This is a genomic window from Alphaproteobacteria bacterium, assembly GCA_005883305.1.
GTDB lineage: Bacteria > Pseudomonadota > Alphaproteobacteria > Sphingomonadales > Sphingomonadaceae > Allosphingosinicella.
This window is the reverse complement of sequence record VBAC01000001.1, coordinates 1,311,948-1,326,680: the sequence shown is the minus strand read 5'-3', so window position 1 is coordinate 1,326,680 and position 14,733 is coordinate 1,311,948. Positions and strand designations below refer to the sequence as shown.

General features: G+C 67.8%; 17 protein-coding genes and 1 other RNA gene. 12 read left to right on the top strand and 6 right to left on the bottom strand.

Annotated features, from left to right (window positions below; genetic code table 11):
* Nucleotide 1: 1 nt before the first annotated feature.
* From E6G92_06645 to E6G92_06635, 3 genes are read left to right on the top strand one after another with little or no spacing between them, the layout of a single operon-like run.
* Complete coding sequence (locus E6G92_06645) at nucleotides 2-349, top strand: hypothetical protein (GenBank protein ID TMJ19451.1); 348 nt, start codon at nucleotides 2-4, stop codon at nucleotides 347-349.
* Nucleotides 346-1,683 carry an NAD(P)H-hydrate dehydratase gene (locus E6G92_06640; protein ID TMJ19450.1) on the top strand — a complete coding sequence of 446 codons (1,338 nt, stop codon included), beginning with the start codon at nucleotides 346-348 and terminating at the stop codon, nucleotides 1,681-1,683. The genes E6G92_06645 and E6G92_06640 overlap by 4 nt, the downstream gene beginning before the upstream one ends.
* Nucleotides 1,611-2,828: a class I SAM-dependent RNA methyltransferase gene (locus E6G92_06635; GenBank protein ID TMJ19449.1), complete on the top strand. Its 1,218-nt coding sequence runs from the start codon at nucleotides 1,611-1,613 to the stop codon at nucleotides 2,826-2,828. The genes E6G92_06640 and E6G92_06635 overlap by 73 nt, the downstream gene beginning before the upstream one ends.
* On the opposite strand, the gene E6G92_06630 is transcribed toward E6G92_06635, so the two are convergent.
* The 5 genes from E6G92_06630 to E6G92_06610 form a co-directional block, all read right to left on the bottom strand.
* Entirely contained in the window at nucleotides 2,825-3,271 is a 447-nt protein-coding gene (locus E6G92_06630; GenBank protein ID TMJ19448.1) for an MAPEG family protein, read from the bottom strand. The genes E6G92_06635 and E6G92_06630 overlap by 4 nt on opposite strands.
* Nucleotides 3,272-3,685: 414 nt before the next feature.
* Nucleotides 3,686-4,003 (bottom strand): hypothetical protein, encoded by a 318-nt coding sequence (locus E6G92_06625; protein TMJ19447.1) that lies wholly within the window; start codon nucleotides 4,001-4,003, stop codon nucleotides 3,686-3,688.
* A 10-nt stretch (nucleotides 4,004-4,013) separates the two neighbouring features.
* Nucleotides 4,014-4,934, bottom strand: coding sequence for a hypothetical protein (locus tag E6G92_06620; GenBank protein ID TMJ19446.1), 921 nt, complete (start codon nucleotides 4,932-4,934; stop codon nucleotides 4,014-4,016).
* Nucleotides 4,935-5,061: 127 nt separating this feature from the next.
* Nucleotides 5,062-6,117: a deoxyhypusine synthase gene (locus tag E6G92_06615; protein ID TMJ19445.1), complete on the bottom strand. Its 1,056-nt coding sequence runs from the start codon at nucleotides 6,115-6,117 to the stop codon at nucleotides 5,062-5,064.
* Nucleotides 6,118-6,224: 107 nt separating this feature from the next.
* On the bottom strand, nucleotides 6,225-7,463 hold the full coding sequence (locus E6G92_06610) for a type III PLP-dependent enzyme (protein ID TMJ19444.1): 1,239 nt from the start codon (nucleotides 7,461-7,463) through the stop codon (nucleotides 6,225-6,227).
* Nucleotides 7,464-7,662: 199 nt separating this feature from the next.
* Between E6G92_06610 and E6G92_06605 the strand changes: the two genes are divergently transcribed.
* Together E6G92_06605 and E6G92_06600 are read left to right on the top strand one after the other, a co-directional pair.
* Nucleotides 7,663-8,574, top strand: coding sequence for a pyridoxal-phosphate dependent enzyme (locus E6G92_06605; GenBank protein ID TMJ20743.1), 912 nt, complete (start codon nucleotides 7,663-7,665; stop codon nucleotides 8,572-8,574).
* A complete protein-coding gene (locus E6G92_06600) occupies nucleotides 8,531-9,751 on the top strand; it encodes a hypothetical protein (protein TMJ19443.1) in 1,221 nt (406 codons plus the stop codon). The genes E6G92_06605 and E6G92_06600 overlap by 44 nt, the downstream gene beginning before the upstream one ends.
* A 145-nt stretch (nucleotides 9,752-9,896) precedes the next feature.
* On the opposite strand, the gene E6G92_06595 is transcribed toward E6G92_06600, so the two are convergent.
* Entirely contained in the window at nucleotides 9,897-10,553 is a 657-nt protein-coding gene (locus E6G92_06595) for an alpha/beta fold hydrolase (protein TMJ19442.1), read from the bottom strand.
* A gap of 105 nt (nucleotides 10,554-10,658) precedes the next feature.
* Between E6G92_06595 and E6G92_06590 the strand changes: the two genes are divergently transcribed.
* From E6G92_06590 to E6G92_06560, 7 genes are all read left to right on the top strand, one after another.
* The gene (locus E6G92_06590; GenBank protein ID TMJ19441.1) at nucleotides 10,659-11,723 is read left to right on the top strand and encodes an aminotransferase class V-fold PLP-dependent enzyme; all 1,065 of its coding nucleotides are present in this window, start codon (nucleotides 10,659-10,661) and stop codon (nucleotides 11,721-11,723) included.
* A gap of 56 nt (nucleotides 11,724-11,779) precedes the next feature.
* On the top strand, nucleotides 11,780-12,940 hold the full coding sequence (locus tag E6G92_06585; protein TMJ20742.1) for a cysteine desulfurase: 1,161 nt from the start codon (nucleotides 11,780-11,782) through the stop codon (nucleotides 12,938-12,940).
* An 8-nt stretch (nucleotides 12,941-12,948) separates the two neighbouring features.
* Nucleotides 12,949-13,284 (top strand): 2Fe-2S iron-sulfur cluster binding domain-containing protein, encoded by a 336-nt coding sequence (locus E6G92_06580; protein TMJ19440.1) that lies wholly within the window; start codon nucleotides 12,949-12,951, stop codon nucleotides 13,282-13,284.
* Between the two features lie 32 nt (nucleotides 13,285-13,316).
* The gene (locus tag E6G92_06575) at nucleotides 13,317-13,559 is read left to right on the top strand and encodes a type II toxin-antitoxin system ParD family antitoxin (GenBank protein TMJ19439.1); all 243 of its coding nucleotides are present in this window, start codon (nucleotides 13,317-13,319) and stop codon (nucleotides 13,557-13,559) included.
* Complete coding sequence (locus tag E6G92_06570) at nucleotides 13,517-13,846, top strand: type II toxin-antitoxin system RelE/ParE family toxin (protein TMJ20741.1); 330 nt, start codon at nucleotides 13,517-13,519, stop codon at nucleotides 13,844-13,846. The genes E6G92_06575 and E6G92_06570 overlap by 43 nt, the downstream gene beginning before the upstream one ends.
* 24 nt (nucleotides 13,847-13,870) lie before the next feature.
* Nucleotides 13,871-13,970, top strand: an RNA gene (gene ffs, locus E6G92_06565) — signal recognition particle sRNA small type.
* A 49-nt stretch (nucleotides 13,971-14,019) separates the two neighbouring features.
* Nucleotides 14,020-14,646, top strand: coding sequence for a hypothetical protein (locus E6G92_06560; GenBank protein TMJ19438.1), 627 nt, complete (start codon nucleotides 14,020-14,022; stop codon nucleotides 14,644-14,646).
* The last annotated feature ends 87 nt before the right edge of the window (nucleotides 14,647-14,733 follow it).

Here is a 14,733-nt window from a genome sequence, read left to right as displayed (position 1 = left end):
GATGATAGGGGGTGCCATGCGTTTGGCTCTGCTTGCCCTTTTTCTCGCTTCCTGCGGGCCGGCGCCGCAGGGAAGCGCGGTGTCCGTTGCGGACGACCGGATCGACTGTCAGGTCGAGGGTTCGACCGCGTTCGAGCACAATTGCATCGTCGAGGCCGAGGGGCCGCTGCTGACCGTCCGCAAGCCGGACGGCGGCTTTCGCCGGCTCAGGGTCGCGACGGACGGAACGGGCGTGGGCGCTGCGGACGGGGCGGAGCAGGCGGTGGTCACCCTGCTCGACGACGGCCGCATCGAAGTGGCCATAGGCGGCGACCGTTTCCGCCTCCCGGCGCGGGTCCGCGGGCGTTGACCGGACGAACGATCCTCACCGCCGCCGAAATGCGCGCGGCCGAAGCGGCGGCAGTCTCGGCGGGTGCCAGCGTGGAACAGCTCATGGACCGCGCGGGCAAAGCCGCGGCGGAGGCAATCTGGCGCTTTGCCGGGCCGCTTCCAGCGCTCGTCCTGTGCGGCCCGGGCAACAATGGCGGGGACGGCTATGTCATCGCCCGCGAGCTCGCCGCGCGCGGAATGGCGGTGCGCGTCGCGGCGCTCGGCGAGCCCGGGACGGCGGCCGCCGGCTCGGCCCGGGCACGCTGGGGCGGGCCGGTCGAGGCTTTCGACGAGGCGGAACCGGCGGCGCTCCTGATTGACTCGCTGTTCGGCACCGGCCTCACGCGCCCACTCGACGATCAGGTATCGCGCCGCCTGTGCGCGCTGCCCGCCCGCGTTCGCGTGGCGGTCGACCTGCCCAGCGGTGTCTCGAGCGACGACGGCGCCATCCTCTCGCCCGTTCCGGACTGCGATCTCACCGTCACGTTCCAGACGCTGAAGCCCGCGCATCTGCTCCAGCCCGCCGCGCGCCACATGGGCCGGATCGTCGTCGCCGACATCGGTATCAGCGCCGAGAGCCGCCTCGCCGAGATCCCGCGGCCGATCGCGGCGGTGCCCGGGCCGGACAGCCATAAATATACGCGCGGCCTCGTCACGATCATCGCCGGCGACATGCCCGGCGCGAGCGCGCTCGCGGCCTCGGCGGCGATGCGGTCCGGCGCCGGCGTGGTCCGCCTCCAGGCCCGCGAATTCGTGCCGGGCGTGCCGGCCGCGGTGATCCAGATGCCCGGCGACCCGCTTGACCGGCTCGACGATAAGAGGATCGGGGCTCTGCTTCTCGGGCCGGGCCTCAGGAGCGGGCGGGAACTGCTCGACGCCGCTTTGGCCTCGGGGCATCCCTTGGTGCTCGACGCCGGAGCGCTCGCCATGCTCGCCGACGGCGGACCCGAGCGAATCGAAGGCGCGATCCTCACCCCCCATGACGGCGAGTTCCAGAAGCTGTTCGGCGCGCTGGAAGGAAGCAAGGTGGACCGCGCCCGCGCCTCCGCGGCGCAAAGCGGCGCGGTCATCGCTTACAAAGGTCCGGACACCGTCGTCGCCGCGCCGGACGGGCGGGCCGCCATCCACGGCACAGCGCCTCCCTGGCTCGGGACAGCCGGCTCCGGCGACGTCCTTGCCGGCATCATCGCCGCCGAGCGCGCCGCGGGGAAGGAGCCGTTCGAGGCCGCCTGCGCCGGCGTATGGCGCCATGCCGAGGCGGCGCGGCGGGCCGGTCCGAAGATGATCGCCGACGATCTCATCAGCTGCCTGTGAGCGAGGGGGAAACCATCGTCGCCCTCGCCGCGCGCGGCGACGGAGTGACCCAAAGCGGCCGGTTCGTGCCGATGACCGCGCCGGGCGACCGGATCGAGGGCGCCGCGGTGGTGCCCGGCCCGCACCGGCAGGATCCGCCCTGCCGCCACTTCCCCGAATGCGGCGGCTGCCAGCTCCAGCATGTCGACGACGCGGCCTATGCGAATTACCTGAATGACCGAATCGCCGCGGCGCTGGCCGCCCAGGGCCTAGGCATTCCCGATCTGCGCGCGCCTCACCTTTCGCCGCCGCGCACCCGCCGCCGCGCATCGCTGAAGGCGGCCGCAGGGCTGGTCGGCTTCAACGCCGAGGCCAGCCACCGAATCATAGACATGCGCGAATGCCACGTCGTGCGCCCCGAATTGTTCGCCCTCGTCGCCCCGCTCCGCCGACTGATCCGCGGCAGGGCGGCCGCGACCATGACCCTGGCCGACCAGGGCGTCGACCTGCTGCTTGAAGGAGTCACCGTAGAGGGGCTCGAGGCGACCGAGGCGATGATCGCCTTCGCGCAGGAGAACGGCCTCGCCCGCCTCGCGCTCGACGACGGCTACGGTGCGCAGACCCTCTGGGAGGCGCAGCCGGTGACGATCAGCCTCTCCGGCGTTCCCGTCGCCCTTCCGCACGGCGCCTTCCTCCAGGCCACCGCCGAGGGAGAGGCCGCGCTGGTCGCCGCGGTGCGCGAAGCCGCCGGCGGTGCAGGCATAGTCGCCGATCTCTTCGCCGGTCTCGGCACCTTCGCGCTGGCGCTGAATGCCAAGGTCTACGCGGCGGAAGGCGCGCGCGACGCGGCCGCCGCGCTCAAGGGCTCGGGCAGGGGCGTCTTCGTCGATCACCGCGACCTCTATCGCCGCCCGCTCGACGCCGCCGAGCTCAATCGATTCGAGGCGGTCGTGCTCGATCCGCCGCGCGCCGGCGCGCGCGAGCAGGTCGACGCGCTCGCCGCCTCATCGGTGCCGCGGATCGCCTATGTCTCGTGCAACCCGGCCACCTTCGCCCGCGACGCCAGGGCGCTGATCGAGGGCGGCTACCGGCTCGACTGGGTCCAACCGGTCGGCCAGTTCCGCTGGTCGGTCCACGTCGAGCTCGCGGCCTGCTTCTCGCGCTAGTGGGCGAGATGGCCGTGCAGGAGCATCGCCCCGGCGTGGACGGTCAGTCCGAGCAGGCAAAGCGAGGCCGCGGCGAACAGCAGGAAGCGCCAGCGGACGACGTTGGTCGTCGCCTGCACCAGGCTGTGGAGGATGCGAAGGCCGACATAGGCCCAGGCGAGCCAGACGTTGATCCAGATCCCGCCGCCGCCGATCAGCGCCAGAGTGATGCAGATCGCGTAGAACAAGGTCGGCTGCTCCAGCAGATGGTTGTAATTGTGCGCCTTCCACTGGACCTCCGGCTCGACCATTCCGTCGAGGTCGCCGCCCTTGCTCCCGACCCGGCCCTTGAGGCTGATGCCCTTTCGCCGCATCGCCGGGAAGCGGACTGCGTAGAGCCACAGCATCATGACGAGCGTCCACGCGACGAGCGCCACGACGGGCGCAAGAATCGAGCTGTGCATCTGCGTCTCCCTCTTCGATCCGGCGAACGTGCGGGAACCATTGCGCCGACGCAACGGACATGACAGCCTCGGTCGGGTAAGGGAAGCGGGATGACCTTGGCACGCAGGCAGATCGCGGCGAGGACGATCGGCAACGTGCCGATCTGCGCATTCGCGCCGGGACCTTGGGAGTCATTTACGCCCTCGCCATCGCGATCTTCGGAGGCACGACGCAGTTCGCGGTCAAGCAGCTGATTGACTGACCGGAAGCCGGTCGTGCCCGGCTGGTACATGATGATCGCCGTGCTCGGCGGCTTCGTGGGCATCCTCCTGATCGGCGAGGCGCCGCGGCGCCCTCTCGCTCTCCTCGCCGAGCGGGAAACATGAAACTCGATCGGTACTCAGAACGAAGTGCGCGGCCGGCCGGAATAGCACTCAAACCTGCGTCGTCCGGCCTGCCAGGCGCTCGCGTACCAAGTTGAACAGGCGAAACGCCAGGCCCTGGTGAGGCGGTTCCCCGGTTATAACCGGTGCTTCGGCCTGCCGGAGGGGAACCGCACTAAAGAGCAATTGGTGTAGATCGCCGATCCGCTTTTCCCGCTCCGTCGCCCTCGCCTCATCCTCCGGAGAAGTCGCGAGATAGGGATTGGTCGTGAAACGTTCGGCGATCAATCGGTTATACTCGGCCAAATCGGCCTCGGTGGCCCCGGCTGCAAGCGCTTTCGCAATATCGACGGGTCTCAGGGGTTCCATGGCGCGTTCCTCAACGGGACATAATGGTCCGGATGCGATCCAGCAAGAATTGGCGAGTCAGCTTGTCGTGACGGCACCGCTCATACTTACCGCCGGCGGCCTTCCAGAAGTCGTCCATCACCGCGGGATAGGCAGTATCGACGAGCTCGCAATGATAGGAAGTCCAGTCGTCCGGATAGGTCAAAGTTCCACCGCGATTGGCGGAGGCGGCATACCTGGTTCCGTCATAAACCGCGAAAAGGGAGGGTACTGGCCTGCCGCGGCGCTTGTTGATTCCCGACCCGCCATCGACATAGAGGTCGGTGACCATTCCGTTTTTCCAACTGGACGCGGCATGGCCGAATTCGTGCAATCCGACGATCGACGACGCACTCGTGTGAAGCGCGACCGTACCCGGCATGATGTTTTCGGGTCGGTGTACCATTGTCCGTCCGTCGATCGTGAAGCTGCGGCCGGCAACGCCCTCGTCATCCAGCGTGAACCAGGCACTGCTGCGGTCATGGGTGGCGGAGCCTGTAATCGCAAATACGACATCGGCCTTCAGCCTGCCCATTCCCGTCACTTCGATCGTTTCAAGGAATGGCGCGAACTTATCCTGCCGCGGCACGACGATGTTCGTGTTGTCATGCGAGATGAGGGCATTCTCATCCGAGCGCGGCCGCTCGGCATCGAACACGCTGATCACCCGGAAGTCTTGGGCCATCGTCCCCAGCATTGTCTCGCCCTGGCCCGGGAGACGGCCGAAGATCGCTTCGAGCAGGAAGCTGGCCCGCTCGTCAAAGACGTCTTCGTTCGAGATGATCGGGTCGATGACGAACCCATCGGGGCTCTCAGGCGCCTCGATCCAAGGATTGGCCAAGACAACGATCGTATAGGGCCAATGTTCTTCCGGCTTGATCATGCCCTGTTGAATTGTTCGCACGGTCGCCATCGCTCGACTCCACGGTCAGGCGACGGACATTGTCGGCCGCTGCTGGGAGCCCGTCAATCCCATCTGGCGCGGTCTGGGCCTTGGTAGGACGATCCGACTATTGCGGGTGTGAATTAGATTCGGAAAATCAGTCGAACATCTTACCGAACGCACGCTTCGTACGCTTCCTCCAGTGGCCGCGGTGATAGGCGTCGCTGGCGAGCAAAGGCAGGACGGTGGTCGCCTCGGCGAACACCATCTGCTCGAGCGCGGTCGAGACCTTGCCCCAGCTCGCCGCCTCCTGGAGGGTCGAGGAGGAGCAGGCGCCGTCGCGCACGTCGGCGACGGTGATCTGTACCGCATATTTATGCACCTCGACATCGTCGTGGCCGAGGATCTCGGCGCAGACGACCGTGTCCTGAACGAAATTCTTCGGCACGCCGCCGCCGATCATCAGCAGGCCCGTGGTCCCCGCCTTGATCTTGATGTCGGTCAGCTCGCGGAAATCGGCGATCGAATCGATCGTGAGATAGGGCCTGCCCGCCTTCATCGAGTCGACCTGGTGCTTGACGAGGCCGAAGCCCGCCGAGCTGTCGGTGAAGGCCGGGCAGAAGATCGGCACGTCATGCTCGAAAGCGAGCCTGACCAGGCTGTGGTCTTTCTTGCCGTGGGTCTGGAGGTAGCGGCCCATCTCGCGGATGAAGGCGCGCGAGCTGTAGGCCCTGGGCTCCAGCGTCTCGGCGATCTCGAAAATCGTGTGGTCGACGTGCTGGAGCTGCTCCTCGTCGATATAGGTGTCGTAGATCCGGTCGATGTAGAGCGAGCGCAGGGTGTCGTCGTCAGGGATCTCGTTCGCCTGGTAATGCTTGTGGCCGAGCGCCTCGAAGAAATCCATGTCGACGATGGTCGCGCCGGTGGCGACGATCGCGTCGACCATGTTGTGCTTCACCAGGTCCGCATAGAGATCCATGCAGCCGCCCGCCGAGGTCGAGCCGGCGACGACGAGGATCACCGAGCAATCCTTGTCGGCGAGCATCTCGTTGTAGATGTCGGTGGCGCGGCCCAGGTCGCGGCTGGAAAAGCTCATCTTGCGCATCGCCTCGACGATCGGGCGCGCGTCGAAGCTCTTGATGTCGATATGCTCGACGGTCGTCGACAGCAGCTCCGCCTTGCGGGTGTCGTTGGCGAGGGTGTCGGTGGTCATATTGGTCTCCATCCACCGTCATTGCGAGGAGCGAAGCGACGAAGCAATCCAGCCGGCCCGGACGCCGCACTGGAATTGCTTCGCTACGCTCGCAATGACGAAAAAAGTTACAGCGTAACGACGTTCGAAGGAACCGCCCGTTCCGCCTCGGCAGCCCCGTAGAGCGTCGCCATCGGCTCGTCCCCGGCGACGACGCGCATGTCCGAGCCGAAGCCGTTGAAGCCGGTCCGCATCGCGCAGCCATAGGCGCCGAGCATTCCGATCTCGACATAGTCGCCGGCCTGGACGTCCGAAGGCAGAAGGAACGGCCCGGCCATATGGTCGAGGTCGTCGCAGGTCGGCCCGTAGAAGCTGAACGGCATGTCCTTCGCGTTCGATCCCCCCTCGCGGAGCAGCTTCACCGGGAAGCGCCAGCCGATATGCGCGGCGTCGAACAGCGCGCCATAGGCCCCGTCGTTGATGTACAGCGTGTCGCCGCGGCGCTTCTCGACGCGCACGACCAGGCTCGCATATTCGGCGCAGAGCGCCCGGCCGGGCTCGCACCACAGCTCCGACGAATAAGAGACCGGCAGGTCTTCGAACGCCTTGTGGATGACCTCGAAATAGGTCTCCAGCGGCGGGGGCTCCATGCCGGGATACCAGGAGGGAAAGCCGCCGCCGACGTCGACGATGTCGACGGTCACCGCCGCCTCGACGATCGCCGCGCGAACGCGCTCCATCGCCTCGGCATAGGCCGCCGGGGTCATCGCCTGGCTGCCGACGTGGAAGCAGATGCCGAGCGCGTCCGCCGCCTGGCGGGTGGCCATCAGCAGCGACTTCATCTCGTTCGGCTCGGCGCCGAACTTGGAGGCGAGGCTTAGCTTGGAATGATCGGAGGAGACGCGAATTCGCACCAGCAGGTTGAGGTCGCTGGCCGCGACACCGCCGGTCGCCGTCGCATCGACGATCTTCTCCAGCTCGTCCTCGGTGTCGAGGCTGAAGGTGCGCACGCCATGGACGTGATAGGCCTCGGCGATCGCCTCCTCGGCCTTCACCGGGTGCATGAAGCACAGCACCGCCCCGGGCAGCGTCTCGGCGACCAGGCGCACCTCGGCGATCGATGCGACGTCGTAATGCGTGACTCCCGCTTCCCACAGGACCTTGAGCAGTTCCGGCGACGGATTGGCCTTCACCGCATAGAGCGAGCGGCCCGGAAACTTCTCGACGAAGAATCGGGCGGCGCGCCGCGCGGCGTGCGGGCGAATCAGCGTGACAGGCTGCACCGGGCGCAGCTTGGCGAGTTCGGCGCCGCAGGCGGCTCCGGACGGGGCGGTCGCTAGCCCCAGCGCGCTATGATGCTTGTGCAACTCAAGGGACCTCCAACGGGCAGTTGACGAAAAAGCAGCCTTGCGGTTTGGAAGTCCCCTGGGGCTGCGGGGCGCGATATATGGGTCACGGTCCGCCGTGTAAAGACCTTCGAATTTCCATTGTTTCAGAGGAGCTTGTGTGACTCAGAGAAGGCCCACGGCGAACGGTGTCAGCGAAGCGGCGAAAAGACTGGCCGGGATCGTCACCCAAACGCCGCTCCTGCCGCTCGATTGGCGTGGCCGGCGCCTCTGGGTGAAGGCCGAATGCCTCCAGCAGGGCGGAAGCTTCAAGCTGCGCGGCGCGAGCAACCGGCTGGCGCTGCTCGGCGAGGCGGAAAGGCGCCGCGGCGTGGTCGCCTTCTCCTCGGGAAACCACGCCCAGGGCGTCGCCCGCGCCGCCCGGGCGCTCGGCATTTCGGCGACGATCGTCATGCCCGCCGACGCCCCCGCGGTGAAGGTCGAGGGCACTCGGGCCGCCGGCGCCACGATCGTCTTCTTCGACCGCGCGACCGAGAGCCGCGAGGAGATCGGCGCGCGCCTCGCGGCCGAGCAGGGCGCGACGCTCGTCCCCTCGTTCGACGATGTCGACGTAATCGAAGGGCAGGGCAGCGTAGGGGTCGAGATCGCCGAGCAGCTCGGCGACGATCCCCCCTTTGTGCTCGTGCCGTGCGGCGGCGGCGGCCTCTCCTCCGGAATTGCGCTTGCGCTGCCCGGCTCGTGCACGATGGTCGTGGAGCCCGAAGGGTGGGACGACATGGGCCGCTCGCTCGCGCTCGGGCATATCGTGCCGGTTGTCGAGCCTGCTCCACCGACGCGCTGCGATGCGCTCCAGACCAAGCTCGTCTCGCCGCTCACCTTCGGCACCCTGCAGATGGTCGGCGCGACGGCGCTGGCCGTGAGCGAGGCCGAAGTCGCCGCGGCGATGCTGTTCGCCTTCCGCGAGCTCAGGATCGTCGCCGAGCCCGGCGGAGCGGTCGCGCTGGCGGCTTTGCTCGCGGGCAAGGCGGGCGACGTGCCCGAGGGCAGCGTCGTCGTCGTCTCAGGCGGGAATGTCGATTGGGCGGTTTATGCGGAGGTGCTGGAGACGGCCGCGACGAGCCGCGTCAGCTGACCCACCTGCCGCGCGGTGGCGCGGACGCCGGCCGAATAGGCCTCGGCATCGACCCCGGGCCGGGCGAGCGAGGCGCTCTCGATCACGCTGTCGAGCAGCCGCGAAAGATTGGGCAGGATCGCCTGGTCGATCGTGTCGACCGCCTGTTCGAACGGGCGATGCGCGGCAAAGCTCATATGCCTGGTCTATCCGCGCGCGCTTAAGGCTTTGTGAAAGCCGAACGCCGTGCCATCAACCGGCGAATGAACGGTCCCGGCGGCACCATCCTGTCCATCCTGATGATCGCCGCGTTCCTGCTGGCCGCGGGCGGGCTTTACCTGATCCTCAAGCGGGGCGAGCGGACCAAGGGCGCTCTCATGATCCTCGCCGCTTTGGTCGCGCTCGGCAACGTGCTGGTCTGGACCCTGTGAGCGTCTTCGCCTTCGACAATGCGATCGTCCGCACCCCCGCGCCGAGCGTCGTCCAGGGCCTGCGCACCGGCGCCGAAGCGCCGACCTACGAAGGCGTGCTCGCCGAATTCGAGGCCTATCTGGCCGCGCTTGAGGCCGCCGGCCTCGCGGTCGAGAGGCTCGAGCCGCTCGAAGCCTATCCCGATTCGGTGTTCGTCGAGGATCCGGCCTTCGTCCTCGCCGAGGGCGCGATCCTCCTCAAGCCCGGGGCGTGCAGCCGGATGGGCGAGGCAAGCGAGATCGCGCCGGTGCTCGAACGCCGCTTCGAACGGGTGCTTGCGCTGGACGAGGGCTTCGCCGACGGCGGCGACATCCTGATCCTCCCCGGCGAAATCCTGATCGGCCTCTCGGCGCGCACCGACAAGCTCGGCGCCAAGCGCTTCTGCGAGCTCGCCCGAGCGCTTGGACGCGAGGCGCGGGCCGTCGAGACCCCGCCCGGCGTGCTCCACCTCAAGACCGCCTGCGCGCTGGTCGACGAGGGGACGGTCATCGCCACGCCTGCGCTGGCCGGCATGTTCGGCGGGATGGAGGTGATGGAGACGCCCACAGGCGAGGAGAAGGCCGCCAACCTCCTCCGCCTGAACGACACGATCCTGATCGGCGCCGATTACCCGCGCACGGCGGAATTGCTCGCCGCCCGCGCGCAGATCGTCCCGCTCCCCGTCGCCGAGATCCGCAAGATCGACGCCGGCCTCTCCTGCATGTCGCTGCGGTGGAAGGGCCGATAGGGAAAGGCCGAGAACCAACGAGTCATCCCGGCGAAAGCCGGGACCCATGAACACCGAATTTCCACAGGAGGCGACGAACTGATCGCCTCATCTTCAGGAGCCCGCGTTCATGGGTCCCGGCTTTCGCCGGGATGACTTTAAGGGGTCACCTGATCGGGCAGGAGGGATCCAGCCGGAAGTCGAGATAGTCGTCGACCGCCTTCATCAGCTGGTCCATCTCGTGGGCGAAGAAGTGGTTGGCGCCCGGGATCGTCTTGTGCTCGATCGTGATGTGACGCTGGGTGCGGAGCTTGTCGACCAGCTTCTGGGTCGCCAGCGGGGTCACCACCTCGTCCGCCTCGCCCTGGATGATGATTCCCGAGGAGGGGCAGGGGGCGAGGAACGAGAAATCGTACATGTTGGCCGGCGGCGCGATCGAGATGAAGCCGCGCGCCTCGGGCCGGCGCATGAGGAGCTGCATGCCGATCCACGCGCCGAAGGAGAAGCCGGCGATCCAGGTCGTCTCCGCCTCGGGATGGATGGCCTGAACCCAGTCGAGCGCGCTCGCCGCGTCGCTAAGCTCGCCGATGCCGTTGTCGAACACGCTCTGGCTCTTGCCGACTCCGCGGAAGTTGAAGCGCAAGGTGGCGAAGCCGCGCCGAACGAAGGTCTTGTAGAGCGCCAGCACGATCGCGTTGTTCATCGTTCCGCCGCCCTGCGGGTGCGGGTGGAGGATCAGCGCGACCGGCGCGCGCGGGCGGGGGCCGGGGCTGAAGCGCCCTTCGAGACGGCCCTCGGGCCCTGGAAAGATGACTTCGGGCATTGCACCTGCGTTTGGAATATTCAAAGGAACGCGCACGTGAAGCGTGCGCGGGCGCCCTATATAGGGAAGCGGCGGCGATCCGCAATTTGAAAGGACGAACGGCCGGTGGCCACGCGCATCTATCTCGATCACGCCTCGACCACGCCGATCCTTGCCGACGCGGCCGAGGCGATCCGCGCCGCCTGCGATAGCTGGGCCAATCCGTCCTCGGCCCATGCCGAGGGACGCGCGGTCCGCGCCGCGATGGAGGATGCGCGCGCGCGCATCGCCGCCGCTCTGGGCTTCGAAGGCACCCTGGTCTTCACCGGCGGCGCCACCGAGGCGCTGGAGATCCCGCTTCGCCGCGCCAAGGCGGGGCCGCGGATCGTCTCGTCGATCGAGCATCCGGCGATCCTGCGCACCGTCCCCGACGCGCGCCAGATCGCGGCGCGCGCCGACGGCACGCTCGACCTCGCCGATCTCGATGCGGCCCTCGCGGGCGCCGATCGCCCCTTGGTCGCCGTCCAGTCGGTCAACAACGAGACCGGCGTGATCCACCCGATCGCCGACATCGCCGCGCGGGTGAAGGGGGCGGGCGGGCTGCTGCTCGTCGATTGCGCGCAGAGCGCCGGCAAGCTCCCAGTCCCGCAAGCCGATTTCGCGGTCGTCGCCGCGCACAAGCTCGGCGGCCCGCCGGGGATCGGCGCGCTGCTGATCCGCGATCCCGCGACGCTCGAAGCAGTCGGCGGGCAAGAGGGCGGCGTCCGCCCGGGCACGGCGGCGGTTCCGATGATCATGGGCTTCGCCGCCGCCATCGAGGCCGATCACGGCTGGTACGAGGAAGCGAAGCGCCTGCGCGCCCGGCTCGACGCGGCGATCCGCGATTCCGGCGGCGAGATCGTTGCCGAGGCCGCCCCGCGCATCGCCACGATCGGCGCCTATCGCATGCCGGGCGTCCCCGCCGCCGCGCAGATGATGCAGCTCGATCTCGCCGGAATCGCCGTCTCGGCCGGCAGCGCCTGCTCGTCGGGCAGCCTCAAGACCAGCCACGTCCTCCTCGCCATGGGCATGGCGGAGGAGCGGGCGCGCGAGGTGATCCGGGTGAGCTTCGGCCCGCGGACCTGCGAGGCGGACATCGACGCGCTGCTCGCCGAATGGCGCAAGCTCTACGAGCGCCGCCGGGCGGCGTGACGATCTACCTCGATTACCAGGCGACGACGCCGATGGCCCCGGAGGCCCTCGCGGCGATGCGCCCCTGGCTCGAAGAGAAATTCGCCAACCCGCACAGCCCGCACAAATTGGGGCGTGAGGCGGCTGCTGCGGTGGAGGTGGCGCGGGAGCAGGTCGTAGAGGCGCTGACCAATCCATCCGTTCGTGTCGAGCGAAGTCGAGACACCCATTCGAGCGAAGCCGAGAAACAGAGCCTCGGCTCCGCTCGGCGGGGTCCCTCGACGGAGTTTACCCAGAGCGACGCCGCAGGCGGCGTCGAAGGGCTCGGGACGAACGGGTCTTTGCACTTCACCTCCGGCGCCACCGAAGCGGCGAACTGGGCGCTCAAGAGCAGCGGCGCGAAACGCATCGTTACCCTCGCCACCGAACATGCCTGCGTGCTCGACAGCGCCGAATGGCTGGCCGGGCAGGGCATTGAAATCGAGATCCTCCCGGTCGGCCGCGACGGCCTCGTCGACCTCAACCTGGTCGAAGAGCGCATCACCCCCGGCACCGGCCTGGTCGCCGCGATGCTCGTCAACAACGAGATCGGCGTGATCCAGCCGGTCGCGGAGATCGCCCGAATCGCCCATTCGGCCGGCGCTCTGTTCTTCTGCGACGCCGTCCAGGGCTTCGGCCGAGTCCCGCTCCCGATCGAGGCCTGCGACATGGTCGCCTTGTCGTCCCACAAGATCCACGGCCCCAAGGGGATCGGCGCGCTCTGGGTCGGCGACGGCGTGGCGCTCGAGCCGTTCATGCACGGCGGCGGGCAGGAGGGCGGCGTCCGCTCCGGAACGCTCTCGCCCGCGCTCTGCGCCGGCTTCGGCGCCGCCGCGGCCTTGCTCGGGGAGGACGATGTCCAGCTTTTGTGGACGATCGCCCGCGAGATGCTGTCCGACTGGACCCTCAACGGCTCGGAGACCCGGCGCTACCACGGCAATCTCAACCTCCGCCGCGACGGCATCGACGCAGCCCGGCTGATCTCGGAGGTGCGTGGAGTGGCCTTTTCCGCCGGCTCGGCCTGCGCCAGCGGCTCGGGCCGGCCGAGCCAAGTCCTCGCCGCGCTCGGCCTCACCGAGCGCGAGGCCCGCTCCTCGATCCGCCTCGGCTTCGGCCGCTATACGAGCGAGGAGGAATTGCGCTCCGCTTTGGCCCTCATCAACGAAGCCGCCGATCGCCAGCCCGGCTTCGCCGCATGACCCCAAAAATGGTCAGCGTCCGCTTCGTCTCGGCCGACGGCAACGAGATCCAGGAGGTACTCGCGCCGCCAGGCGCGCGCCTGCTCGACATCGCCCAGAATGCCGGCCAGCCGCTCGAAGGCACGTGCGAGGGGCAGATGGCCTGCTCGACCTGCCACGTGATCGTCGCCGCCGAGGATTTCGCCAAGCTCCCGCCCGCCGGCGAGGAGGAGGAGGACATGCTCGATCTCGCCGCCCACGTCACCCGCCGCTCGCGCCTCGCCTGCCAGATCTGGCTGACGGAAGCGCTGGACGCGCTCACCGTCCACATCCCGGGCGGCTTCCACAACATGCAGGGGCGTTGACAATCTTTGCCATAGAATCGTAAAATGGCGTCATGGCCACGATGAACATCTCGCTCCCGGACGAAATGCGGGCTTATGTCGAAGCGCAGGTCGCGACAGGCTATTTCGCCAATGCCAGCGATTTTATGCGCTACCTCATCCGCGTCGATCGCGAGGACGGCCGCGGCCGCCTGCGCGAGCTGCTGGCCGAAGGCGAGCGTGGCGGCGTGAGCGATCTGACCCTGGACGAAATCTGGGAGCGTGCCCGGGAGCAGGCGAAATCGCGCGCCGCCTGATTGTACGCCGGCGGGCGGAAGAGGACCTTGCCGGTATCTTCCTCTACACCATCGAAAACTGGGGCCTCGAGCAGGCCGTCAAATATCGCGACCTCATCTTTGCCGCGATTGAGGGGTTGAGGATCAGTCCGAAACGAGGTGTTCCCGTCCCAGAGGCGCCGCGGCTCCGCTCCCGCAAGGCGGGCAGCCACCGCATCTATTATGTTTTCGATCAGCACGAGCTGCAGATCATCCGCGTTCTTCACGAGCGGATGGATGCGCCGCGGCATTTCCGGGGCCTTGCTTGATTGCGGCTTTCCTCCCATATGGCGCGCGGGAGTCGGGCGGACGGCGCTCTCGCCAACCCGGTCAGGTCCGGAAGGAAGCAGCCGCAACGAGTTCACGCGCCGGGTCGTTCCGGCTCCCACCTTTCCCTTTGATTCCGGCTCTGCCATCACTCCCTCCAGGGGGGTGAGCGCGCATGGGCGATTTCGAGTTTCTCGCCGGCTTTTACGGGATCCTGCTCGGCCTGATCGTCGCCGAGGTCGCGGTGAAGCTGGCGGACGCGATCGATTCGCATTCGCGGCGCCCGATCGGATGGCTCACTCCGATGCTGGCCGTGCTCGTCCTGTTCGACGTGGCGTCCTTCTGGATGTGGCTGTGGTCGCTCAGGACCGTTCTCGAAGTCACTTGGCCGACTGTGATCGTCTCGACGGCGCTGGGCATCGCCTATTTCCTCGCGGCGGCCCTCGTCTTCCCGCGAACGCCCGACGAATGGCCGGATCTCGATGCGCATTACTGGGCGCGCAAGCGCTGGGTGCTCGGCACGCTGGTCGGAATCAACGCGATCGTCTTCGCGCGCAATCTGGCGCGGCTCTTGCCGGCGTGGAACGACGTCTGGTTCTTCTATTGGCAGGGGGCCTATTACCTCCCGCTCGTCGCTTTGCTGTTCACCCGCAAGCGCCGCTGGGACGTCGCCCTGCTCGCCTTTTTGATCGTCTACTGGTCGCTCGGCGCGATGGACATCATGCCCGATTCCGATTGGGCCGATCGCCTCGGCGTCAATGGAACGCGCGCTTCGACGGGCGCCGTCGTCGCCCCGCGCTAGCGCGATGGCTCTCACGAACGCATCAATTTTGTCCCCTCTGGAGCCGGTCCTGGAGCTTCGACAGGCCCCGCCCGACTCGCTAGGGTG